Origin of the sequence: Aquariibacter albus (assembly GCF_014145335.1) — a bacterium.
GTDB lineage: Bacteria > Pseudomonadota > Gammaproteobacteria > Burkholderiales > Burkholderiaceae_C > Aquariibacter > Aquariibacter albus.
Genome location: NZ_JACIVI010000006.1, coordinates 123,896 through 145,888, shown reverse-complemented (window position 1 = coordinate 145,888; position 21,993 = coordinate 123,896). Strand labels below are relative to the sequence as shown.

General features: G+C 74.3%; 20 protein-coding genes. 11 read left to right on the top strand and 9 right to left on the bottom strand.

The features are described from left to right. Window positions 1-8: 8 nt before the first annotated feature. Window positions 9-983, bottom strand: a complete 975-nt coding sequence (gene fmt, locus H4F90_RS14150; RefSeq protein ID WP_182665706.1) for a methionyl-tRNA formyltransferase — start codon at window positions 981-983, stop codon at window positions 9-11. Further along, complete coding sequence (gene def, locus H4F90_RS14145) at window positions 983-1,495, bottom strand: peptide deformylase (RefSeq protein ID WP_182665705.1); 513 nt, start codon at window positions 1,493-1,495, stop codon at window positions 983-985. The genes fmt and def overlap by 1 nt, the downstream gene beginning before the upstream one ends. Before the next feature lie 166 nt (window positions 1,496-1,661). On the opposite strand from def, the gene H4F90_RS14140 reads away from it, so the two are divergent. The 3 genes from H4F90_RS14140 (at window position 1,662) to H4F90_RS14130 (ending at window position 4,553) form a co-directional block, all read left to right on the top strand. Then, window positions 1,662-2,828 carry a LysM peptidoglycan-binding domain-containing protein gene (locus H4F90_RS14140; protein WP_182665703.1) on the top strand — a complete coding sequence of 389 codons (1,167 nt, stop codon included), beginning with the start codon at window positions 1,662-1,664 and terminating at the stop codon, window positions 2,826-2,828. 11 nt (window positions 2,829-2,839) lie between these two features. Then, complete coding sequence (gene dprA / locus H4F90_RS14135; protein WP_182665701.1) at window positions 2,840-4,033, top strand: DNA-processing protein DprA; 1,194 nt, start codon at window positions 2,840-2,842, stop codon at window positions 4,031-4,033. Window positions 4,034-4,100: 67 nt separating this feature from the next. Further along, window positions 4,101-4,553 (top strand): DUF494 family protein, encoded by a 453-nt coding sequence (locus tag H4F90_RS14130; protein WP_182665700.1) that lies wholly within the window; start codon window positions 4,101-4,103, stop codon window positions 4,551-4,553. A 22-nt stretch (window positions 4,554-4,575) separates the two neighbouring features. On the opposite strand, the gene H4F90_RS14125 is transcribed toward H4F90_RS14130, so the two are convergent. The 5 genes from H4F90_RS14125 to H4F90_RS14105 form a co-directional block, all read right to left on the bottom strand. Next, window positions 4,576-6,675 (bottom strand): DUF1631 family protein, encoded by a 2,100-nt coding sequence (locus tag H4F90_RS14125; RefSeq protein ID WP_182665698.1) that lies wholly within the window; start codon window positions 6,673-6,675, stop codon window positions 4,576-4,578. A gap of 33 nt (window positions 6,676-6,708) precedes the next feature. Continuing rightward, on the bottom strand, window positions 6,709-7,752 hold the full coding sequence (gene secF / locus H4F90_RS14120) for a protein translocase subunit SecF (RefSeq protein WP_182665696.1): 1,044 nt from the start codon (window positions 7,750-7,752) through the stop codon (window positions 6,709-6,711). Between the two features lie 36 nt (window positions 7,753-7,788). Next, entirely contained in the window at window positions 7,789-9,675 is a 1,887-nt protein-coding gene (gene secD, locus H4F90_RS14115; RefSeq protein ID WP_182665694.1) for a protein translocase subunit SecD, read from the bottom strand. A 120-nt stretch (window positions 9,676-9,795) separates the two neighbouring features. Further along, on the bottom strand, window positions 9,796-10,128 hold the full coding sequence (gene yajC / locus H4F90_RS14110; protein ID WP_182665692.1) for a preprotein translocase subunit YajC: 333 nt from the start codon (window positions 10,126-10,128) through the stop codon (window positions 9,796-9,798). 158 nt (window positions 10,129-10,286) lie between these two features. After that, the gene (locus tag H4F90_RS14105; protein ID WP_182665690.1) at window positions 10,287-11,714 is read right to left on the bottom strand and encodes an aminotransferase-like domain-containing protein; all 1,428 of its coding nucleotides are present in this window, start codon (window positions 11,712-11,714) and stop codon (window positions 10,287-10,289) included. A gap of 427 nt (window positions 11,715-12,141) precedes the next feature. On the opposite strand from H4F90_RS14105, the gene H4F90_RS14100 reads away from it, so the two are divergent. From H4F90_RS14100 to H4F90_RS14065, 8 genes are all read left to right on the top strand, one after another. Continuing rightward, window positions 12,142-12,624: an MSMEG_0572/Sll0783 family nitrogen starvation response protein gene (locus H4F90_RS14100; RefSeq protein WP_182665688.1), complete on the top strand. Its 483-nt coding sequence runs from the start codon at window positions 12,142-12,144 to the stop codon at window positions 12,622-12,624. 76 nt (window positions 12,625-12,700) lie between these two features. After that, on the top strand, window positions 12,701-13,762 hold the full coding sequence (locus H4F90_RS14095) for a Nit6803 family nitrilase (RefSeq protein WP_182665686.1): 1,062 nt from the start codon (window positions 12,701-12,703) through the stop codon (window positions 13,760-13,762). A 78-nt stretch (window positions 13,763-13,840) separates the two neighbouring features. After that, window positions 13,841-14,953, top strand: coding sequence for an MSMEG_0568 family radical SAM protein (locus H4F90_RS14090; RefSeq protein ID WP_182665789.1), 1,113 nt, complete (start codon window positions 13,841-13,843; stop codon window positions 14,951-14,953). Further along, window positions 14,950-15,567 (top strand): MSMEG_0567/Sll0786 family nitrogen starvation N-acetyltransferase, encoded by a 618-nt coding sequence (locus H4F90_RS14085; protein ID WP_182665684.1) that lies wholly within the window; start codon window positions 14,950-14,952, stop codon window positions 15,565-15,567. Before H4F90_RS14090 ends, H4F90_RS14085 begins: the two co-directional genes overlap by 4 nt. Window positions 15,568-15,575: 8 nt before the next feature. Then, window positions 15,576-16,736 carry a sll0787 family AIR synthase-like protein gene (locus H4F90_RS14080; RefSeq protein WP_182665682.1) on the top strand — a complete coding sequence of 387 codons (1,161 nt, stop codon included), beginning with the start codon at window positions 15,576-15,578 and terminating at the stop codon, window positions 16,734-16,736. Then, on the top strand, window positions 16,729-18,084 hold the full coding sequence (locus H4F90_RS14075) for an MSMEG_0565 family glycosyltransferase (RefSeq protein ID WP_182665680.1): 1,356 nt from the start codon (window positions 16,729-16,731) through the stop codon (window positions 18,082-18,084). The genes H4F90_RS14080 and H4F90_RS14075 overlap by 8 nt, the downstream gene beginning before the upstream one ends. A 21-nt stretch (window positions 18,085-18,105) precedes the next feature. Continuing rightward, window positions 18,106-18,387, top strand: coding sequence for an MSMEG_0570 family nitrogen starvation response protein (locus tag H4F90_RS14070; RefSeq protein WP_182665678.1), 282 nt, complete (start codon window positions 18,106-18,108; stop codon window positions 18,385-18,387). Window positions 18,388-18,425: 38 nt separating this feature from the next. Continuing rightward, complete coding sequence (locus H4F90_RS14065; RefSeq protein WP_182665676.1) at window positions 18,426-19,769, top strand: MSMEG_0569 family flavin-dependent oxidoreductase; 1,344 nt, start codon at window positions 18,426-18,428, stop codon at window positions 19,767-19,769. Between the two features lie 814 nt (window positions 19,770-20,583). Here H4F90_RS14065 and H4F90_RS14060 read toward each other — a convergent pair. Both H4F90_RS14060 and gmhB read right to left on the bottom strand, forming a co-directional pair. After that, on the bottom strand, window positions 20,584-21,348 hold the full coding sequence (locus H4F90_RS14060; protein WP_235972216.1) for a lysophospholipid acyltransferase family protein: 765 nt from the start codon (window positions 21,346-21,348) through the stop codon (window positions 20,584-20,586). Next, window positions 21,345-21,989 carry a D-glycero-beta-D-manno-heptose 1,7-bisphosphate 7-phosphatase gene (gene gmhB, locus H4F90_RS14055; RefSeq protein WP_220486181.1) on the bottom strand — a complete coding sequence of 215 codons (645 nt, stop codon included), beginning with the start codon at window positions 21,987-21,989 and terminating at the stop codon, window positions 21,345-21,347. Before gmhB ends, H4F90_RS14060 begins: the two co-directional genes overlap by 4 nt. Window positions 21,990-21,993 lie beyond the last annotated feature (4 nt).

Sequence of the window (21,993 nt, the reverse complement as noted above, 5' to 3'; positions counted from 1 at the left end):
CGGCCGCCTCAGCCGCCCAGGCGTTCGCCCGGCTGCAGGGCCAGGGCGGCCAGCAGTTCGCGGGCCGGCAGGCGCTTGCCGCCCGGGCGTTGCAGTTCCTCGATCTGCAGGGCCCCTTCGCCGCAGGCCACCTGCAGCAGGCCGGCCCGGGCATCGAGCGCCAGCACCTCGCCGGGCTGGCCCTGGCCCGGCACGGGCCGGGCGCGCCAGAGCTTGATCGTCTCGGTCCGGCCCTCGGAAGCCGTCCGCGTGAAGTGCGCGCCCGGGGCCGGGTCGAAGGCCCGTACCCGGCGTGCCAGCGTGGCGGCGGGCAGCGACCAGTCGATCGCCGCCTCGGCCTTGTCGATCTTGGCGGCGTAGCAGCAGCCTTCGGCCGGCTGGGGCGTGGCGGGCAGCGGCTCGCCGCGGTCCAGCTGGGCCAGGGCCTCGACGATCAGTCGCGCGCCCTGCGCAGCCAGCCGGTCGTGCAGGTGGGCGGTGCTCTCGTCGGGGGCGATGGGCAGGCGCTCGACCCGCAGCATGTCGCCGGTGTCCAGGCCGGCATCCATCTGCATGATCGTCGTGCCGGTCTCGGCATCCCCGGCCTCGATGGCGCGGTGGATGGGCGCCGCGCCGCGCCAGCGCGGCAGCAGCGAGGCATGGATGTTCAGGCAGCCGCGCGGCGGCAGCTTCAGCGTCCAGTCCGGCAGGATCAGGCCGTAGGCGGCCACCACCATCAGCTCGGGCGCCGCGGCCTGCAGTGCGGCCCGGGCGGCCTGGGCCTCGGCGGCAAAGCGGCCGTCGAGCTTCAGGCCCTGTGGCTGGGCCAGCGCCAGGCCCTGGGCCAGGGCGAACTGCTTGACCGGCGAGGGCTGCAGCTTCATGCCGCGGCCCGCCGGGCGGTCGGGCTGGGTCAGCACCAGGGCGACCGTGTGTCCCGCGGCATGCAGGGCCTCCAGGGCCCGGGCGGCGAAGACCGGGGTGCCGGCGAAGGCGATGCGCATCAGGCCTCGGCCTCGTCACGGCTGCGCTTGGCCAGCTTGCTCTTGATGCGGTTGCGCTTGAGCGGGGAGAGGTATTCGACGAAGACCTTGCCCTTGAGGTGGTCCATCTCGTGCTGGATGCAGATGGCCAGCAGGCCCTCGGCGTCCAGGGTGCGCGTCTGGCCGTCGAGGTCGAGGAAGCGCACGGTCACGCGTTCGAAGCGCTCGACCTTGTCGTAGATCTGCGGCACCGAGAGACAGCCTTCGTCGCCCACGGCGCGCTCGGCACTGGTCGCGACCAGCTCGGGGTTGATGAGCACCAGCGGCTCGTCCCGCGCTTCCGACACGTCCATCACGATCAGCTGCTCGTGCACGTCGACCTGGGTCGCGGCCAGGCCGATGCCCTTGGCGGCGAACATGGTCTCGAACATGTCGGCGGCCAGCTGGCGGATGCGCGCATCCACGGCTCCCACCGGGCGGGCCACGGTGTGCAGGCGGGGGTCGGGGTAGCGCAGGATGGGGAGCAGGGCCATGGTCGGACAGGCGGTTCGGGGGTCGGCGCGGCCGGGGCCCGGCCACCCCCCTTTTTCGGGTTTGGCGCGAGGCGGGGCCCGACAGAATCGTCGGCCAAGTCCCTATTTTCGCCCAAGCCTTGTCGCCCGCCTGGCGGCCGGGCGGGCTCGCCGCCGGAGCCCCGTGATGCCCTCGAGCCGCCCCCCCTTCCGGCCCGCCCTGCGCGGCCTGGTCCTGCTGCTCGGCCTGGGCGCGGCTGGCCTGCCGGCCGGTGCCGCACCGCCCTGGCCGGTGACGCCCGCGCAGCGCGGCACGGCCGAGCAGGTGGCCGCCGCCGGCGTGCCGCTGGACGAGCTGGCGCCCGATGCCCCCGACGAGCACCGGGTGGTGCCGGGCGACACGCTGTGGGGCCTGTCGCAGCTCTTCCTGCGCTCGCCCTGGCGCTGGCCCGAGCTGTGGGGCATGAACCTGGAGGCGGTGCGCAACCCGCACCTGATCTATCCCGGCCAGCGCCTGCGGCTGGAGCGCCTTGACGGCCGCGCCCGCCTGCGCCTGCTGGGCGCGGACGAGCCGGCGGCGGAGGGTCTGCCGGTCGAGCGCGTGCTCGCCCGCGTTCGCGACGCCGGCCCGGCCGAGCCCGCGCTGAGCGCCGTGCCCTGGCGCTCGATCGCCGCCTTCCTGAACGAGGCCCTGATCGTCGAGGACGAGGCCCTGCTGCAGGCGCCCCGCCTGGTGGCCACGCCCGAGGGCCGCATGCTGCTCGGCCGTGGCGACCCGGCCTATGCCCTGGGCCCGCTGGAGGGCACGGTCGACTGGCGCATCTTCCGCCGCGCCCAGCCCCTGCACGACCCGGAGACCGGCGAGCTGCTCGGTCACGAGGCCCGTTTCGTGGCCGACGCGCGCCTCGAACAGCCCGCCGGCCTCGCGCCCGATGGCCTGACCGTGCCGGCCCGCCTGCGCCTGGGTGCCAGCCGCGAGGAGGCGCAGGTCGGCGACCGCCTGCTGCCGCGTCCGCCGGCCGAATCGCCGAGCTACCTGCCGCATGCGCCCGATCCGGCCCTCAGCGGCCGCCTGGTGCGCGTGCAGGGCGATGCGCTGATGGCCGGCGCGCAGCAGATCGTCATCCTCAACCGCGGCCGCCGCGACGGCCTGGCGCATGGCCATGTGCTGGCCGTCTGGCGGGCCGGCGCCCTGGCGCGCGATGCCACCGTCGAACCGGTCGCCCCGCTGCGCCTGCCCGACCAGCGTCGCGGTCTGCTCTTCGTGCTGCGCAGCTTCGAGCGCAGTGCCTATGCGCTGGTGCTGGAATCCGACGGCCCCCTGGGCCCCGGCGACCGGTTCACGGCCCCTTGAGCGGAGACGCCATGCCGCAAGCGCAGCCGCTGTCGCCCGAGCGCCGGGCCTGGCTCTGGCTCGTCGAATCCAGCGGCCACCGCCCGGCCGCGCAGCGCGCCCTGCTGCGCCGCTTCGGCGGGCCCGAGGCGGTGCAGGCCCTGCCCGAGGCGCAGCGTCAGGCGGTGGTCGGCCCCCCGGCCCGGCCGGCCGAGGCGCCCGAGGCCTGGGCCCGGCGCCTGGCCGCCGTCGAGGCCTGGCAGGCCGGCGCGCCGCAGCGCCATCTGCTGGCCCTGGGCGATCACGAGTACCCGGAAGCCCTGCTCAGCCTGGCGGATCCGCCGCTCTGGCTCTATGCCGAGGGTGCGCTGGACCGGCTGGCCGGGCCTGCCCTGGCGGTGGTCGGCAGCCGCCATCCCACCCCGGCCGGCGCCGACCATGCCCGCGCCTTCGCCCAGGCGCTGGCGGCGCGCGGCCTGCTCATCGTCTCCGGCCTGGCGCGCGGCATCGACGCGGCGGCGCATGAGGGGGCCCTGGCCGCAACCGGCGGCGCCGGCACGGTGGCCGTGATCGGCACCGGCATCGACCGCCTCTACCCGGTCGCGCATGCGGCCCTGGCGCGGCGCATCGTCGCCGACGGCCTGCTGCTGAGCGAGTACCCCTTGGGCACGCCGCCGCTGGCGGGCAATTTCCCGCGCCGCAACCGGCTGATCGCCGGCCTGGGCCAGGGCACGCTGGTGGTCGAGGCGGCGCTGGCCTCCGGCTCGCTGATCACCGCCCGGCTGGCCGCCGAAGCCGGCCGCGAGGTGCTGGCCATCCCCGGCTCCATCGACAGCCCGCAGTCGCGCGGCTGCCACAGCCTGATCAAGCAGGGCGCGCAGCTCGTCGAGACGGTCGACGACGTGCTCGAGGCCCTGGGGGCGCCGCTTGCCGCGCGGCTGGCGGCCGCCGTGCCGCAGGCCGCGACGGCGGAGGGCCCGGTCGCAGGGCCGGGCGAAGCCACGGGCGCATCCGGCGCCGAACCCGTCGCCGAACCCACCGCTGAAGGGCACGAGACCGACCCGCTCCTGCGCGCGCTCGGCCACGAGCCGGTCGACCTCGACACCCTGGCCGCCCGTACCGGCCTGGACGCCGCGAGCCTCAATGTGCAGTTACTGGCGCTGGAGCTGGACGGCCGACTGGCCCGCCTGGGCGGCGGCCGCGTCCAGCGCCGCGGCCGGGCCTGAGCCGCGCCCGAGGGGCCGGCGCCCCGCCCGCGCGGCCGATCAAAGCGCCTGTGGTAAGGTCGAAAACATGTTCGATGTGCTCGTTTACCTGTACGAAAACTACTGGCGGCCGGACGCTTGTCCCGAGCCCCGGCAGCTTTCGCGCAAGCTCTCCGCGGTGGGTTTCGAGCGCGAGGAAATCCAGGAGGCCCTGGACTGGCTCGAAGGCCTGGCCGGCGCCGCCGACTCGGCCGAGCACGCCGCGCCCGGCTCGGGCCTGCGCGTCTACACCGACGCCGAATCCGAGCATCTCGGCGAAGCCTCGATCGGCTTCATCAGCTTCCTGGCCTCGGCCGGCGTGCTGCGCCCGCCGATGCGCGAGATGGTGATCGACCGCGCGATGGCCATCCCCGGCGGCCCGTTGCCGCTGGAAGACCTGAAGATCATCGTGCTGATGGTCTTCTGGAGCCTGGGCGAAGAGCCCGATGCGCTCATCCTCGACGAGCTCTTCGTCGCCGACGAGGATCGGCTGATCCACTGAGTCCGGGCGGCAGGGCGCCGCCTCAGCGTGGCTCCTGCGGATCGGCCTTCAGCCGGTCCCGGATCGCGCGCAATGCCTGTGCGCTCAGCGGATCGGCCTGGGCGGCCTCCAGGCTGCCGGCCTGCAGGTGCGCGGCCAGCCGCGGCAGCGGAAAGAGCCAGGCCCGGCCGTCCCGCGCCAGCAGCAGGGCCAGGCGCTTGCGCCGGCCGAGCCAGGCCAGCTGCAGCAGTTCGCGGGGCGCCCCGGCCGGCTGCCAGCGGAACCAGGAGCCGACGGCCAGTTCCGCGACGCGCGCCAGGGTGGCGGCGCTGGGCGGCAGGCCGCCGCTGCGGATCAGCTGCAGCGGCGGGGCTTCGTCGGCCTCGGTCTGCTCGATGGCCAGCAGGGCGTCCTGGGCGAGACGATCCGGGTCCGGGCTCAAGCCTTCCAGTGCATCCAGGCGGCGGCCGAGTCCGGCCAGCCGCAGCCCCGGGTCGACGTCGGGTTCGCAGGCCGAGAAGGCGGCATGAAGCAGGCCCTGCAGGCTGCGCAGCTGCTCTTCCTGCCGGTGCGGCGCCAGGCCGGCTTCGCGCATGCCGGCGCGCAGGTGCAGCATCAGCGGGGCCAGGCGGCGCAGTGCCTCGGCACGTTCCTCGCGGTCCCGCTTCGGGTGGCAGAGCCACAGCAGCTCGGCGACGACGCTGGCTTCATCCCCTGCCGGCGCCGCGGTGGCCACGAGCGATCGCTTGGCCTGCATCGCCCGGGCGGCCAGCACCTCGGCCCAGACATGGAAGAGGAAGTCGCGCAGGGCGGGGGGCGGCCGCTCGCCGGCGAGCTCGCGGCGCAGCGTCACGGTCGCCTGGATGAGCCGGGCCTCGCGCTCCTCCATCTGCTGCACCAGCGGCAGGGCGGATGGGCCGCCGGCGGGGGGGAGGCGCATGCGGCGGGTGACGAAACCTTCGAACTCGGCGAGAGCCGCCTCGAACACGCGCCGGCCGCTGTCGGGGTAGGCCTCGACCAGCTGCACGATGCGCAGCAGCTCCGCCTCCAGCGCCGGATCGGCCGCCTGCGGGCCCGGCTCGAAGCCCAGCGCGCAGGCGCCGAGCCGGTCGATCAGCCGCCGTGCCGGGTGCTGGGCCTCGGCGAAGATGTCGGGTTCCTCCAGGGCGATCCGCAGCACCGGCAGCTGCAGGCGGGCCAGGCCCAGGCGCACGCCGATCGGCAGGCGCGCCTCGGCCAGCAGGTGCTGGAACATCAGCGCGACCCCCTCGATCGTCGCGCGCTGGTCGGGGTGATCGGCCACGGCTTTCAGGGCCAGGGTGCGGCTGTGCAGGCTGTCGAACAGCGGCGCGCCGGGCAGGGTCCAGGCCTCGCCCACCGGCAGCAGCGTCTCGCGCTGGGCTTCCGCGATCGCGGCGTGGAGGGCCGGGCTGGCCGGCAGCCGCCGGGGCGGCGGCTTCAGCCGGGTCTGCGGCGGCAGGGGCCGCTCGGGGTCGGCCTCGACGTCGGCAGGGGCCGCTGCGCCGGGGTCGACGGCCGCGGGGGAGGCGTCGGCCAGCGGGTCCAGCGCGGCCAGGCCGGCGGCCAGGGCCTGGCGGTAGAGCCGGCCGAACTGGCCGTGCAGCAGGGCCTGCAGCGTGCGCCAGTGGCCGAGGTCGAGGTCGGCGCGCTGCCAGCGTTCGAGCAGCTGACGGGCCAGGGGCTGTGGCTGGGTCGGATCGGAGGCCAGCGTGTCCCCGAGGTCTCTCGCCCGGAGCGCCTGGCGCCATCGCAGGCCGGCCTCGCCAGCGGCCTCGCTCAGGGCCCGGGCCAGGCGGGAGGCGAGGATCTCGCGGTCGCCGCGCGCGTCCTCGACGAGCTGCAGCAGCGGCAGGGCCTCGGAGTCTCCGGCGTCATCGGCCAGCGCCCGGCCCAGCAGCCCGGCCAGGGTGTCGCGGCAGGCGGCCAGGTCGGCTGCCGCACGCTGGCGCCGCAGACGCAGCTCGGGGGCCGGCTGGGGGCTGGCGGCCAGCTGGTCCGCCGACGCGATCAGGCCCCGCAGCGTCGGCGCCAGGCCGTCCCGCCAGGCCCGGACCAAGGCGGTTCGGGCGGCCTCCCGCGCCAGGGGGGCGGCGTCGGCCGGGCCGGTGCCTGCGGATCGCATCGCGCGCGCCGGGCCGCCGGTGGGCCTGCGGGATCAGACCACCGCGCCGGCGTTGGGATCGTCCGGATCGCCTTCGCGGCGGACCGGCGCCTTGATCAGGTCCTCGCGCTTGACGCCCAGGTACATCGCGATCGCCGCGGCCACGAAGACCGAGGAGTAGATGCCGAACAGGATGCCGATGGTCAGCGCCAGCGCGAAGTAGTGCAGGGTCGCGCCGCCGAAGATCAGCATCGACAGCACCATGATCTGGGTCGATCCGTGGGTGATGATCGTGCGGCTGATCGTGCTGGTGATCGCATGGTCGATGACCTGCGGCGTGTTGAGCTTGCGGAACTTGCGGAAGGCCTCGCGCACCCGGTCGAAGATCACCACCGACTCGTTCACCGAGTAGCCCAGCACCGCCAGCACCGCCGCCAGCACCGAGAGCGAGAACTCCCACTGGAAGAAGGCGAAGAAGCCCAGGATGATGACCACGTCGTGCAGGTTGGCGATGATGCCGGCGACCGCGAACTTCCATTCGAAGCGCAGCGCCAGGTAGATCATGATCCCGGCGATGGTGACGGCCAGGGCGATGGCGCCGTCGCGGGCCAGCTCGGCGCCCACCGAGGGCCCCACGAACTCGCTGCGCTTGAGCGACACCGGTTCGCGCTCGCCGCTCGCGCAGACCTGGCGGCTGAGCTGTTCGCCCTGGGCGGTGACCGACTCGACCCGGCTGACCGTGCCGGACTCGGCCGCGCAGAGCGTGCCGAAGACCTTGTCGACCAGGGTCTGCTGCGCGGCGGTGCTGCTCTCGCCGCGCAGCGGCAGGCGGATCAGCACATCGCGCGAGCTGCCGAAGTTCTGCACCTGCACCTCGCCGAGGTTCTGGGCCTCGACGGCGGTGCGCACCTTGTCGATGTCGGCGCTCTGGGTGTAGGCCACCTCCAGCACGGTGCCGCCGGTGAACTCGATCGACAGGTGCAGGCCGCGGGTGGCGATGAAGAAGACCGCGGCGAGGAAGGTGAGGAAGGAGATCGCGTTCAGCACCAGGGCATGGCGCATGAACGGGATGTCGCGGCGGATGCGGAAAAGCTCCATGGGATGTCCTTGCGGGAATCGCGCTTCGGGTCGGCCTCAGCCGCGCGGGGCCGGGACCGACGACGTGCCGGCCTCGGGCTTCCAGATCTGGCCGATCGAGACCGACTTCAGCTTCTTCTGGCGGCCGTACCAGAGGTTGACCAGGCCGCGCGAGAACAGCACCGCCGAGAACATCGAGGTCAGGATGCCCAGGCAGTGCACGACCGCGAAGCCGCGCACCGGGCCCGAGCCGAAGGCCAGCAGCGCGACGCCCGCGATCAGCGTGGTGATGTTCGAGTCGAGGATGGTCGCAAAGGCCCGCTCGTAGCCCAGGTGGATGGCCGTCTGCGGTGCCGCGCCATTGCGCAGTTCCTCACGGACCCGCTCGTTGATCAGCACGTTCGCGTCGATCGCCATGCCCAGGGTCAGGGCGATGGCGGCGATGCCGGGCAGCGTCAGCGTGGCCTGCAGCATCGACAGGATGGCCGTCAGCAGCAGCAGGTTCAGCGCCAGCGCCAGCGAGGAGAACACGCCGAACAGCATGTAGTAGGCGCACATGAAGACCGCGATGGCCGCAAAGCCCCACATCACGCTGTGGAAGCCCTTGCTGATGTTCTCGGCGCCCAGGCTCGGGCCGATGGTGCGTTCCTCGATGATCTCCATCGGCGCGGCCAGCGAACCCGCGCGCAGCAGCAGGGCCGTGTCGTTGGCTTCCTGCGTGGTCATGCGGCCGCTGATCTGCACCCGGCCGCCGCCGATCTCGGCGCGGATCACCGGGGCGGTCACCACCTCGCCGCGGCCCTTCTCGAACAGCAGGATGGCCATGCGCTTGCCGACGTTCTCGCGGGTCACGTCGCGGAAGATGCGCGCGCCCTTGCCGTCGAGCGTCAGGTTGACGGTCGGTTCCTGGGTCTGGCCGTCGAAGCCGGGCTGGGCGTCGGTCAGGTTCTCGCCGGTCAGCACCACGGCCTTCTTCACCACGATGGGCTGGCCGTTGCGGTCTTGGTAGCGCTCGGTGCCCAGCGGCAGCACGCCGCCGTTCAGGCCGCCCAGGGCCTCGGGGCTGTCGTCGACCATGCGCACCTCCAGCGTGGCGGTGCGGCCGATGATGTCCTTGGCCTTGGCGGTGTCCTGCACGCCCGGCAGCTGCACCACGACGCGGTCGGCGCCCTGCTGCTGGATCACCGGCTCGGCCACGCCGAGTTCGTTGATCCGGTTGTGCAGGGTGTTGATGTTCTGCTTCAGGGCCTGGTCCTGCAGGCGCAGCGCGGCCTCGGGCTTGATCGTCGCGCGCAGCAGGGCATCGCGGCCGTCCTCGGCGTCGGCGAAGTTCAGGTCGGGCAGGGCTTCGGTCAGCACGGCGCGGGCCTTGGCGCGCGTCTCGGCGTCGCGGAAGCGCAGCTCGACGCGGCGACCTTCGCGGTTCACGCCGGCATGGCGGATGTTCTTGTCGCGCAGCACGGTGCGCATGTCCGCACCCAGGGCCTCGACGCGGCGGTCCAGCGCGGCCGGCATGTCGACCTGCATCAGGAAGTGCACGCCGCCGCGCAGGTCCAGGCCCAGGTACATCGGCAGCGCGTGCAGGCTGCTCAGCCAGGCCGGCGAACGGCTCACCAGGTTCAGCGCGACGATGTAGCCCGGATCGGCCGGATCGGGGTTCAGGGCCTTGGCGATCGCATCCTTTGCCTTGATCTGGGTGTCGGTGTCCTCGAAGCGGGCCCGCACCGAATTGCCTTCGAGCTGCACGAAGTCCGCCACCGCCCCGGCCTCGCGCAGCGCGCCCTCGACGCGCGGCACCAGCTCGGCCGTGACCTTCAGCGTGGCCTTGCCGCTGGAAACCTGCACCGCCGGCGCCTCGCCGTACAGATTGGGCAGGGCATACAGCAGGCCGACGATCAGCGCGACCACCAGGATCGCGTACTTCCACCAGGGGTAACGGTTCATTGCCTCATCCTCGCAGGCCCCGTCGGGGGGCTTCTTCTTGGGGGCAAGGCCGCGGCGCCCGGCGGGCGTCCGCGGCCTTGCGGTCGGACCCGGAAGCCGGCGGCAGCCGGCCGGCCCGGCTTACTTCAGCGTGCCCTTCGGCAGCACCTGCACCACCGCGCTGCGCTGGATCTGGACTTCGACGCCGTCGGCCAGTTCCACGTGCAGGAAGGCCTCGCCGAGCTTGCTGACGCGGCCCAGCAGGCCGCCCGCGGTCACCACCTCGTCGCCCTTGGCCAGCGCGTCGACCATGGCCTTGTGCTCCTTCTGCTTCTTCATCTGCGGCCGGATCATCACGAAGTACAGCACCACGAACATCAGCAGCAGCGGCAGCATCGACAGCAGGCTGGACTCCGGGCCGCCGGCGGGCGTGGCGGCGGGGGCGGTCTGGGCAAAGGCTTGGGCAATGAACACGGGTGGATCCTTGGTGAGCGGGACGGGAAGACACCCCGGCGCGGGCAGACCCGGCCGGCCGCCGCAGCCGTCCGCGACGAGGCGGTGACGGTCAGGGCGCGGAAAGCGCGGGATTGTAGGTGGCCCCCCCGCGGGGCCACCGGCGCCGGGGCGGCGGCCTACATCACCGCGCCCTGGGCCGCCCGCGGGTGGTCCAGCGCCTCGGCCAGGCGGCCGAGCATGGCCCGGCAGTCGGCATGCGACTGCGGCCCGCCCAGGCACAGGCGCAGGGCGTCGGGCGGATCGCCGTCGGTGGAGAAGGCCACGCTGGCGACCGCGCCCACGCCCTGGTCGCGCAGCCAGGCGGCCAGCTCCACGGGCTGCCAGGGCGGGCCCAGGCGCAGCCAGGCGTGGAAGCCGTCCTCCGGCGCGATCAGGCCGGGCGGTCCGCCGGGTGCACCCTGGGTGTGGGTGGGCAGCACCGCCCCCAGCAGCTCGCGGGCCAGGGCCTGGCGCTCGCGACCGATCTGGCGCACGGCCTCCAGCATGCGCGCGGCGGTGCCGTCGCGCAGCCAGCGGGTCGCCAGCGCATTGCTCAGCGGCGAGGCCATCACCGAGAGGCCGCGCAGCGTGCCGGCCAGGCGCTCGGCCTCGCGCACGCTCGGCGCGGCCACATAGGCCGTGCGCAGGCCGGCACCGAAGCACTTCGACAGGCCGCTCACGTACCAGCTCAGGCCCGGGGCCAGGGTGGACAGGGCCGGCAGCTCGAGCCGGGCGGGCAGCATGGCGTAGGCCTCGTCCTCGATGATCGGCACGCTGTGGTGCAGGGCCAGGTCGGCGAGCAGTTCGCGGCGGGCCCGGCTGATCGTCAGCGTCGAGGGGTTCTGCAGCGTCGGGTTGAGGTAGAGCGCGCGGGGCTGCAGGTGCTTGCAGGCATGTTCGAAGGCCAGCGCGCTCGGGCCCTCCTCGTCGCAGGGCAGGGCCTGCAGCTGCACGCCGAGCTGGGCCGCGATGGCCTTGAGCCCCGGGTAGCCGAGCGACTCCACGCAGATCAGCTGCCCCGGCCGCGCGAACTGCGAGATCAGCGCCACGAGCACGCTGTGGATGCCCGGCGCGACCAGGGTGCGCTCGGCCGTCACGCCCGGCAGCTGTCCGGCCAGCCAGTCGGCCCCGGCCGCGCGGTCCTCGGCACTGCCGCCGAAGGCCTGGTAGCGCAGCAGGTCGTGCAGGTCGGCCTCGCCGAACACGGCCTGCGCGCCCTCGCGGATGCGCGCGAGCAGGGCCGGATCGTCGGGTTCGGGCGGCAGGTTCATCGTCATCGCCGCGCCGCCGCGCAGCGGCAGGGCGGGCGCGCTGCCACGCACATAGCTGCCGCGTCCGCTCTGCGCATCGATCAGGCCGCGGCGCTGCGCCTCGGCATAGCCCCGTGCGACCGTCGTGTAGTTCAGGCCGGTGGCCTGGGCCAGCTCGCGCAGCGTGGGCAGGCGGTCGCGGGCGACGAGTCGGCCGCTGCGCACGTCCTCGGCGATCAGCTCGGCCAGCATCAGGTAGGCCGGGCGGTCGGGCTGCTGCAGGCGGCGGCGCCAGTGGGCGGGCAGCGTGCTCATGCGGGGACGGTCCTTGATTGCAGCGGCATGTCGACTTGATTGCATGCCGCGTGCCGGCCCCGGGAGCTTGTCCGGCTGCACCAGCGCGGCTTGATCGCGCGGCTTGATTGCAGATCGGCCCCCGTGCCGGTGCGGTCCCGTGCCACCTGCCGGTGCGCCTGATCGCGAGGCTTCATGCCGGTGACCGCCCGGTTACGGGTAATCCCGCAAAGCCCTCGAAGCCGCGGCGGCAGCTCGCCGTCCGCCCGAAAGTTTTTCGGCAAGGAGTTGGGCGCATGCCCGCGGCTTGATCGGGGCTTGATTGCAGGCCGGCCGGCTGCGGCGGCCTTGGCATGGCACGGCCGATGCAAAGCGGGACGGGCCGACCCGCGGGGCCGGCCCCCCGTCTTCCTGCCCCGAACGTCCCCCACCCCTCCCCGGAGCCGCCATGCCCAAAGTCACCCTGCCGATGCGCCAGAAAGGCGATGTCCTCGTCGATTACGAAGAGAAGGTCTTCGAGGACGTGAAAGCCCAGCCGGGCGAGAAGGCCCTGGTCACCTTCCACACCGTGGCCTTCGAAGGCTCGATCGGCCTGGTCAACCTGCTGCAGGCCCTGCGCCTGCTGCGCAAGGGCTTCGAGACCTCGGTGCTGCTCTACGGTCCCGGCGTCACGCTGGGGGTGCAGCGCGGCTTCCCGACGATCGGCGACGAGGCCTTCCCCGGCCACCTGAACTTCAACAAGCAGATCGAGAAGTTCATCGCCGAAGGCGGCAAGGTCTACGCCTGCCGCTTCGCGCTGCAGGCGCTCTACGGCCACAGCGAGAAGAACCTGATCGAGGGCGTGATCCCGATCAACCCGCTGGACGTGCTGGACCTGACCCTGATCCACCGCCGCGACAACGCCTTCATGCTGCACAGCTGGACCCTCTGAGGCCGCAGCCCGCCGCAGCCCACGGGCCGCGGCGGGGGCGCCGCACCACGCACCGACCCCTCGACTGCCTTCGCCCATGCTGCCCCACCGCATCGTCCGCGCCGCCGCCGTGCAGCTCGCTCCGGACCTGGACCGCCCCGCCGGCACCACCGAGCGCGTGGTCGAGGCCCTGGCCCAGGCCGCCGGCAAGGGCGCGCAGCTCGTCGTCTTCCCCGAGACCTTCGTCCCCTACTACCCCTACTTCAGCTTCATCAAGCCGCCGGTGGCGATGGGCGCCGACCACCTTCGCCTGATGGCCCACGCGCCGCGCGTGCCGGGCCCCGAGGTGGAGGCCGTGGCCGCGGCCGCGCGCCGCCACGGCCTGGTCGTCGTGCTCGGCATCAACGAGCGCGACGGCGGCAGCCTCTACAACGCCCAGCTCGTCTTCGATGCCGATGGCCGCCTGCTGCTGCACCGCCGCAAGATCACCCCGACCTACCACGAGCGCATGGTCTGGGGCCAGGGCGATGCCGCCGGGCTGAAGGTGGTCGACACGGCGGTCGGTCGCGTCGGCGCCCTGGCCTGCTGGGAGCACTACAACCCCCTGGCCCGCTACGCGCTGATGGCCCAGGGCGAGGAGATCCACGTCGCGCAGTTCCCCGGCTCGATGGTCGGGCCGATCTTTGCCGACCAGATGGAGGTGGCCATCCGCCATCACGCGCTGGAATCGGGCTGCTTCGTCGTCAATGCCACCGGCTGGCTGCATGAGTCGCAGATCGCCAGCATCACGCCCGACCCCGCCCTGCAGAAGGCCCTGCGCGGCGGTTGCTGCAGCGCCATCGTCTCGCCCGAGGGCGTGCACCTGGCGCCGCCGCTCAAGGAAGGCGAGGGCCTGGTGATCGCCGACCTCGACTTCGCCCTGATCGACAAGCGCAAGCGGATGATGGATTCGGTCGGCCACTACGCCCGGCCCGAGCTGCTGAGCCTGGCGATCAACACCCGGCCGGCGCACCCGGTGGTGGACCTGGCCGGCGGACCGCTGCGGGTCCCGACCGCCGGCCCCGTCCCGGGCCCGGCCGAGCGGACCCCCGCCAGCCCCTTCGCCCCGGCAGCGCCCGCCGTCGAGGCGGGTGCCGCCGCCACGCCGGCCCGGCCCTGATCGCCCCCGCCCGCTGCCCCTGAAGGACGCCCCGCCATGGCCACCCCCTCCGTCCCCACCCCCGCCGCCCGCGCCCTGATGAGCGAGCTGCAGGCCCAGGGCCTGCGCCTGCTCGACCCGCAGGCCGGGGCCGCCAGCCGCCGCGGCGGCGCCGGGCCCAGCGACCACCAGGCCGTCACCGTCGACGGCCACACCGTGATGGTGCCGGTGCACACCGCCCAGGCCTTCGCCTCCACCTATGCGGCCGAGGCGCCGGGGGCCGATGGCCGCAGCGTGCTCAAGCGCGGCGGCATCCCCATCGCCGAAATCCGCTTCACCGCCGAGCCGCGCTTCTATGCCCTGCAGACGGCCGACGGCATCCCCTACCGCCAGATCGCGACCCTCCACGGCCGCGACGTGCTGGCCACCACCGTGCTGCAGACCTGCATCCGCTACGAGAGCCGGCGCAAGGCCTGCCAGTTCTGCGCGATCGGCCAGTCGCTGGCGGCCGGCCGCACCGTCGCGCACAAGACGCCGGCCCAGCTCGCCGAGGTGGCCTGCGCCGCCGTGCAGCTCGACGACGTGAAGCACATGGTGCTGACCACCGGCACGCCCCCCACGCCGGACCGGGGCGCGCAAGTCCTGTGCGACAGCGCGGCCGCCATCACCGCCGCGATTGCCGCGCTGCGCCCGGCCCGCAGCCTGCCCCTCCAGGCCCAGCTCGAACCGCCCGACGACGACCGATGGTTCGCGCGCCTGCAGGCCGCCGGCGTCGCCACCGTCGGCATGCACCTGGAGCTGGTGAGCCCCGCGCTGCGCGAGAAGCTGATGCCCGGCAAGGCCAGCGTGCCGCTGGCGCGCTACTTCAGCGCCTTCGAGGCGGCCGTGGCGGTCTTCGGCCGTGGCCAGGTCAGCAGCTACCTGCTGGCCGGCCTCGGCGATCCGCCCGAGGCCATCCTGGCGATGTGCGAGAAGCTGATCGCGATCGGTGTCTACCCCTTCGTCGTGCCCTTCGTGCCCATCCGCGGCACGCCGCTGGAAGACCATCCCGCGCCCTCGGCCGACTTCATGCAGGCCCTGCTTCAGCCCCTGGCCGCGATGCTCCAGGCCGGCGGCCTGCGCGCGGCCGACATCCGCGCCGGCTGCGGCAAGTGCGGCGCCTGCTCGACCCTGGCCGTCCACGAAGGCGCGCTCGACGGGGTGCCGGCATGAGCGCGTCCCCCGCCGTCCTGCCCTGGCCCGCGCCCGCCGCGCTGCCGCCCTGGTGCGAGCTGCCGCAGGCCTTCGTGCCGGCCGAGTTCCGCATCAAGCGCGCGGTGCTGCCCTGGGAGCTGGACGGAGCCGCCCGCCTGCGCCGCGCCGTGTTCTGTGCCGAGCAGGGCGTCTTCGTCGGCGACGACCGCGATGCCCTCGACCCCATCGCCCAGACCCTGGTGGCCGTGGCCTGCTGGGGCGGCCAGCCCGAGCAGGTCGTCGGCACCGTGCGCCTGCACCAGGCGGCCGATGCCGACCCGCAGCAGGAGCCCGGCGTCTGGTGGGGCTCGCGCCTGGCCGTGCATCCGGCCTTCCGCAGCGTCGGCCGCATCGGCGCCACCCTGATCCGCCTGGCCGTCTGCAGCGCGCATGCCCAGGGCGCGCACAGCTTCTTCGCGCATGTGCAGGAAGCCAATGTGCCCTTGTTCGAGAAGCTGCACTGGAAGAGCCTGGGCCCGCGCACCCTGCACGGCCGGCCGCATCGCTTCATGCAGGCCGATCTGAAGGCCTACCCGCCCTGTCCGCGGGCCGAGGCCGGCTTCGTCAGCGCGGCCTTCGCGCGCCGCGCCTGAGGCTGGACATGCCGCCGATCCCGGTGCCGACCCTGCCGCCGCTCGCGGGCGAGATCCAGCCCGCCCGGGCCCTGGCCGCGCTGGCCGAGGCGCTGCGGGCCAGCCGCGGCTTCGCGCACAAGACCGACATCGCCGCGGTGCGCGCTGCGCTCGACCCGGCCGCCGCCGACGCCCCCGCCGGCCCGCCGGCCTGGGCCCGCGCGCTGGACCCGGCCTGGGCCGCCACCGGCCCGCTCGCTGCCGGCCTGGCGGCGGCCGTGCCCAATGGCGATGACACCGCCGCCGTGCCCCTGCCGGCCTCGCCGGGCGGGGGCGGCCACCTGCTCTTCGCGATCGAGGGCCTGGTCGAGGACTTCGTCGCCCGCGACCCCTGGTTCGCCGGCTACAGCGCGCTGATGGTCAACCTCAGCGACATCGCCGCCATGGGCGGCCGCGCCATCGGCGTGGTCGATGCGATCTGGGCGCCCGATGCCGAAGCCGCCGTCCCCGTGCTGGCCGGCCTGGCCGCCGCGGCCGCGCGCTACGGCGTGCCGGTGCTGGGCGGCCACAGCAATCTGCGCGCGGCGCATGGCCAGCTCGCGGTGGCCGTGCTCGGCCACGCGCGCGCCCTGCTCAGCAGCTTCGAGGCGCGGCCGGGCGACCGGCTGATGGTCGTCGTCGACCTGCGCGGCGCCTGGCGCGGCGAAGCACCCTACTGGAACGCCAGCACCCAGGCCCCGCCCGAGCGCCTGCGCGCCGACCTGGCCCTGCTGCCCGCCCTGGCCGAGGCCGGCCTGTGCCGCGCGGCCAAGGACATCAGCATGGCCGGCGTGCTCGGCAGCACCCTGATGCTGCTGGAGGCCTCGGGGGTCGGCGCCACCGTCGACCTCGATGCCCTGCCGGCGCCGCCCGGCCTGGCCCCGGCCGAACGCCTGCGCTGGCTGCAGGCCTTCCCGAGTTACGGCTTCGTGCTGAGCGTGGCGCCGGACCGGGTCGAGGCGGTGCAGCAGCACTTCGCGGCCGCACGCCTGGCCTGCGCGGCGGTCGGCACCGTCGAGGCCGGCCGGGCGCTGCGCCTGGCCGCCGGCAGCGTGCCGGAGCTGGCGCCGATCCTGCTGTGGGATGCCGCCATGCAGTCCTTCATCCTTCCCCCCGGCCCCGCGGCCGATCGCGAGCCCGCCCATGGCTGAGCCCGCCTCCGAACGTCCCGTCGGGCCGGGCCGCCCGCGCCGCGTCAGCCGCAGCCCGGGTGAACGCTGGCACTGGCCGGCCAGCCGCGGCACCGTGATCGAGGCAGGCGCCCCGCCTGCCGCACCCGGCGAGGTGCTGCGCATCGGCCTGCTGACCCATTCGGTGCTTCCGCGCGGCGGCGTGGTGCACAGCCTGGAGCTGGCCGAGGCCCTGACCGCGGCCGGCCATGCCGTCACCCTGTTCGCGCCGGCCGCGCCGGGCGAGAAGCTGTTCCGCACGCCGGCCTGCACCGTCGAGGAGGTGCCGGTGCCCGCCACCCCGCCGGGCGCGACCCGCGCCATGGTCGAGGCCCGCATCGCCGGCTACATCGCCCACCTGCGCGCCCGCCTGGCCGCCGGGGCCCGCTGGGACCTGCTGCATGCGCATGACGGCATCGGCGCCAATGCCCTGGCCGAACTGCGCGCCCAGGGCCGCATTGGCCCCTGGCTGCGCACCGTGCACCACCTGGACCGCTACAGCGATCCGGTGATCGACGCCTTCCAGCAGCGCGGCGTGCGCGAGGCCGACACCCTGCTGTGCGTCAGCGCGCACTGGGCCGGACAGCTCGCCCGCGACTGGGGCCGGCCGGCCGAGGCCGTGCCCAACGGCGTCGACCTGCAGCGCTTCCAGCCGGCCGCGGGGCCGCTCGATGCGCTGCTCGCGCGCCGCTGGGGCCTGGGCGGCGGCCCGGTGGTGCTCGCGGTCGGCGGCATCGAGGCGCGCAAGAACACCGCCCGCCTGCTCGAAGCCTTCCTGGGCCTGCGCCAGGCCCGGCCCGGCGCGCAGCTGCTGATCGCCGGTGGCGCCAGCCTGCTCGACCACGGCCGCGAGGTGGCCGCCTTCCGTGCCCGGCTGGAGGCCTGCGCCGCCGCCGAGGCCCGCGGCCCCTGGGGCGGGCCGGGCAGCCCGGTCATCGTCACCGGCCCGCTGCCCGACGAGCTGATGCCCTCGCTCTACCGTCGCGCCGACGTGATGGCCCTGCCTTCGCTGAACGAGGGCTTCGGCCTGGTCGTGCTGGAGGCCCTGGCCAGCGGCTGCCCGGTGGTCGTGCCGCAGAACCCGCCCTTCACCGAATACCTCGACCCGCGGGCCGAGCCCGAGCTGGCCGCTGCGGTCAGCTGGTGCGACCCCCTGGCCCCCGAGACGCTGCAGGCCGCCCTCGTCCAGGCCCTGGACCGGCCGCGTCCGGCGCCGCCGGCCGTCTGCGCCCGCTACGCCTGGGCGCGCAGCGCCGAACGCCACCTGGCCGTCTACCGCGCCCACCTGGCGCGGCACGCCGCGCCGCTGCCCCTGCACCTGCCGGCCTGAAGCCCTCCGCCCGAGACCACCATGCCCGCGATGACCTACCAGCTGCGCTGGCCCGACCAGACGGTGATGCCCTGCTACTCGCCCTCGCTGATCGTGCGCGAGCGCCTGCGGCCCGGCCCGATGCGGCTGGACGCCTTCCTGGTCGAGATCCGCGACTGCATGCAGATCGCCTCCGAGCGCGTGCGGGCCAAGTACGGCTTCGCCTGCTCAGCCGCGGCCGAGCAGCTGGCGCAGATCGAGGCCACCGCCACCCGCTTCGCGCCCGAGTCGCGGATCGAGCTGCTGCCCTTCGACCCCGCCTGAGCTGCGGCCCGTCCGCCCCCCCGTTCCAGGAGACCGCCATGCCGACCCTCGACCCCACCCAGGCCCTCGCGGCTGCCGCCGAGGCCTCGCCGCCCCACCACCCGGTGCTGGTCGTCGGCGGCGGGCAGGCCGGCCTGTCGGTCTCGCACTACCTGCAGCAGCGCGGCCTCGGCCACCTGGTGCTGGAGAAGCAGCAGGCCCTGCATGCCTGGGCCGACGCGCGCTGGGATGCCTTCAGCCTGGTCACGCCCAACTGGCAGTGCAAGCTGCCGGGCCATGACTACGACGGGCCCGAGCCGCACGGCTTCATGACCAAGCCGCAGATCCTCGACTACCTGGCCGCCTTCCGCGCCAAGGTCGATCCGCCGCTGATCGAGGGCGTGGCCGTGCAGCGCGTGACGCCGCGCCCCGAGGGCGGCTTCCGCGTGCAGACCTCGGCCGGTACCTGCACGGCCGATGAAGTGGTGGTGGCCTCCGGCGGCTACCACCGGCCCATCGTGCCGCGGCTGGCCGAGCGCCTGCCGCCGGGCATCGTGCAGGTCCATTCCGAGCAGTACCGCAACCCGGCGCAGTTCCCGCCTGGCGCGGTGCTGGTCGTTGGCTCGGGCCAGAGCGGCGCGCAGATCGCCGAGGACCTGCACCTGGCCGGCCGGAAGGTGCTGCTGGCGGTGGGCGACGCGCCGCGCTGCGCGCGCTTCTACCGCGGCCGCGACGTGGTCGACTGGCTGGCCGACATGGGCTACTACGACATGCCGGTCGATCAGCATCCGCTGCGCGAGGGTGTGCGCGACAACACCAACCACTACGTGACCGGCCGCGATGGCGGGCGTGACATCGACCTGCGCCAGTTCGCCGCCCAGGGCATGGAGCTCTACGGCCTGCTGCGCGGCTTCGACGGCGAGCGCCTGCTCTTCGAGCCGGGCCTCACCGCCGCGCTGGACCAGGCCGACCGCATCTACAACGGCATCAATGCGGCGATCGACAAGCACATCGCCGCGCAGGGGCTGGAGGCGCCGCCGGCCTCGGTCTACACGCCGGTCTGGACGCCCCCGGCCGAGCGCAGCGCGCTGCCGCTGGCGGAGGCGGGGCTGGCGGCCATCGTCTGGTGCATCGGCTTCGAGCCGGATTTCGCCTGGGTCGATGCGCCGGTCTTCAACGGCCGGGGCCATCCGGTGCACCAGCGCGGCATCAGCCCGCAGCCGGGCCTGTACTTCCTGGGCTTGCCCTGGCTCCACACCTGGGGTTCGGGACGCTTCTCGGGCGTGGCGCGTGATGCGCTTTACCTGGCCGAGGCCATCGAGCGCCGGCTGCGCGGCGGGCCGGCGCTGCAGGCGGCGGGGCTGGGGTCACCGGCGAAGCGGGATCCGCTGGAAGTGTCCTGAGCGCTTCCGGCTTCGGGCGCGGGGCTTTGTGCTTGCGGCCCGCGCTTGGCGCCGGGTTTGTTGGGGCGAGGGGAGGGTGGGGTGCGGCGGGTGGCGCATGCCCCCCGCGGTGCGGGCTGGGGCTGCGAGGCGAAGCCTCGGCCGGGGCCCCGTTCGGGGCCCCGGCTCCCCTCGCTGCTCGCGGCGGCGGGTCGTCCCCCCAACTCGCCCTACGGGCTCAGACAAGGGGGGCCGAGCCGGGGCCCTGCCCCGGCAACCCGCCCCCGCTGCGCGGCTCGGCGAGGCTTCTGATTGCCCCGCAACCCCAGCCCGCACCGCGGGGGGCCGCATCGCTGGCGCTCGCTGACGGGCCGCTGCGCGCCTGAACATCGCGCTGTACGCCGGGGTGGCATGACCCGCATCGCTGCGGTCTGGCGGCGCGACCACCGCATCGGTTCTTGCGTGCGCCCGCGATGCCGCAAGGCGAGCCCCCACCCCCGGTGGGGCGCCTGGGCGCGGCCGAGCCTCGCAGCGGCGAGGGCCCGGGAGGCCCCGTGTCTGAGCGCGCAGCGCGAGTTGGGGCCGGAGGGTTTTCGACGCGAGAAGCGCAGGGCACCCCCGCCTTCGGCGGGGGCCAGCCCCGAAGCCCCGCCGGGGGTGGGGGCTCGCCGGCTTCCACCGCGCCAGAGCCCCGCGCCTCACCACGCCACGGCCCCGCGCCTCACCACACCACGGCCCTGCGCCTCACCACACCACGGCCCTGCGCCTCACCACGTCAGCCCCCCGCGCTTTCACACGCAGGGTCAGGCGCTCATGAAGCGCTCAGCCCCTGGGCTCAGCCCCGATAGGCCTCGGCGTCCAGCCGCCGCATCTCGGCCTCGATCCAGGCTTCGGCTTCGGCCATCAGGGCCTCGGGCCGTCGGCCCGCGCTGGGGATCGGCGGGCCGAAGGACACCTCGATCACACCCGGCCGCTTGATGAAGCCGCCCTTGGGCCAGCAGCGTGCCGAGGTCAGGGCGATCGGCAGCAGCACCGCATCGGTCGCCACCGCCAGCCGCGCGCCGCCCGTCTTGTAGTCGCCCTGCGCGCCGCGCGGCGTGCGCGTGCCCTCGGGGAACATGATCACCCACAGCCCGCGCTGCAGGAACTCCGCGCCCTGCCGTGCCACCTTGGCCCAGGCCTGCGCGCGCTTGCTGCGGTCGATGTGGATCATGTCCAGCCGCGCGATCGCCCAGCCGAAGAAGGGGATGAAGAGCAGCTCGCGCTTGAACACGAAGGCCAGCGGCCGTGGCATCAGCGCCGGGAAGGCCAGCGTCTCCCAGGCCGACTGGTGCTTGGGCGTCAGGATCACCGGCGTGCCGGCGCGGTCCAGGGCCTCGACCCGCTCGTAGCCATGCAGGCGCCAGCGCACGCCGCAGATCCAGCGCGCGCCATGCACCGCCAGCCGCATCCAGCCGCTGCAGAACCAGTAGAAGGGCTTGCCGCGCAGCACCAGCGAAAGCAGCACCGCCACGCTGGCGTAGACGACCAGCGTGCCGGCCATCCACAGCAGGAAGACGGTGGAGCGCAGCGCGGCCAGCGTCGTCGCGGCGGCGCTCATCCGGCGCTGGCGCCGCCGGCGGCAGCCTGGGCCTTGGCCGCCTGGGCGGCCGCCTTGCGGCTGCGCTCGCGCTGGATCAGCCAGTCGGCCGCGGCACGCAGGTTGGCATGCACGAAGGTGCCCGGCACCTTGGCGGCCAGCTCGGCGGCGGCCTCGTCGCTCAGCGACTCGGCCTTGCCGGTGCGCACCAGATGGGTTTCGCAGCCCACGGCGGCGGCGGCCTGCAGGTCGCGCAGGGAATCGCCGATGGCCGGCACGCCCTTCAGGTTCACGCCGAAGCGCTGGCCGACCTGCTCGAACAGGCCCGGCTTGGGCTTGCGGCAGCTGCAGTCCTCGCTGGGGCCGTGCGGGCAGAAGAAGATCGCGTCGACCCGCGCGCCGACCTCGGCCATCAGGCCGTGCATCTTCAGGTGCATGGCGTTGAGCGTGGCCATGTCGAAGAGGCCGCGGCCGATGCCGCTCTGGTTGGTGACGACCGCGACATGGAAGCCCGATTCGTTCAGCCGCGCCACGCCTTCGAGGGCGCCGGGCAGGGGGATCCATTCCTCGGGCGACTTCACGTAGTCGTCGCGGTCGGCATTGATGGTGCCGTCGCGGTCGAGGATCACGAGCTTGGTCGCGGCGTCGCGCGGGCTGGGCATGGCG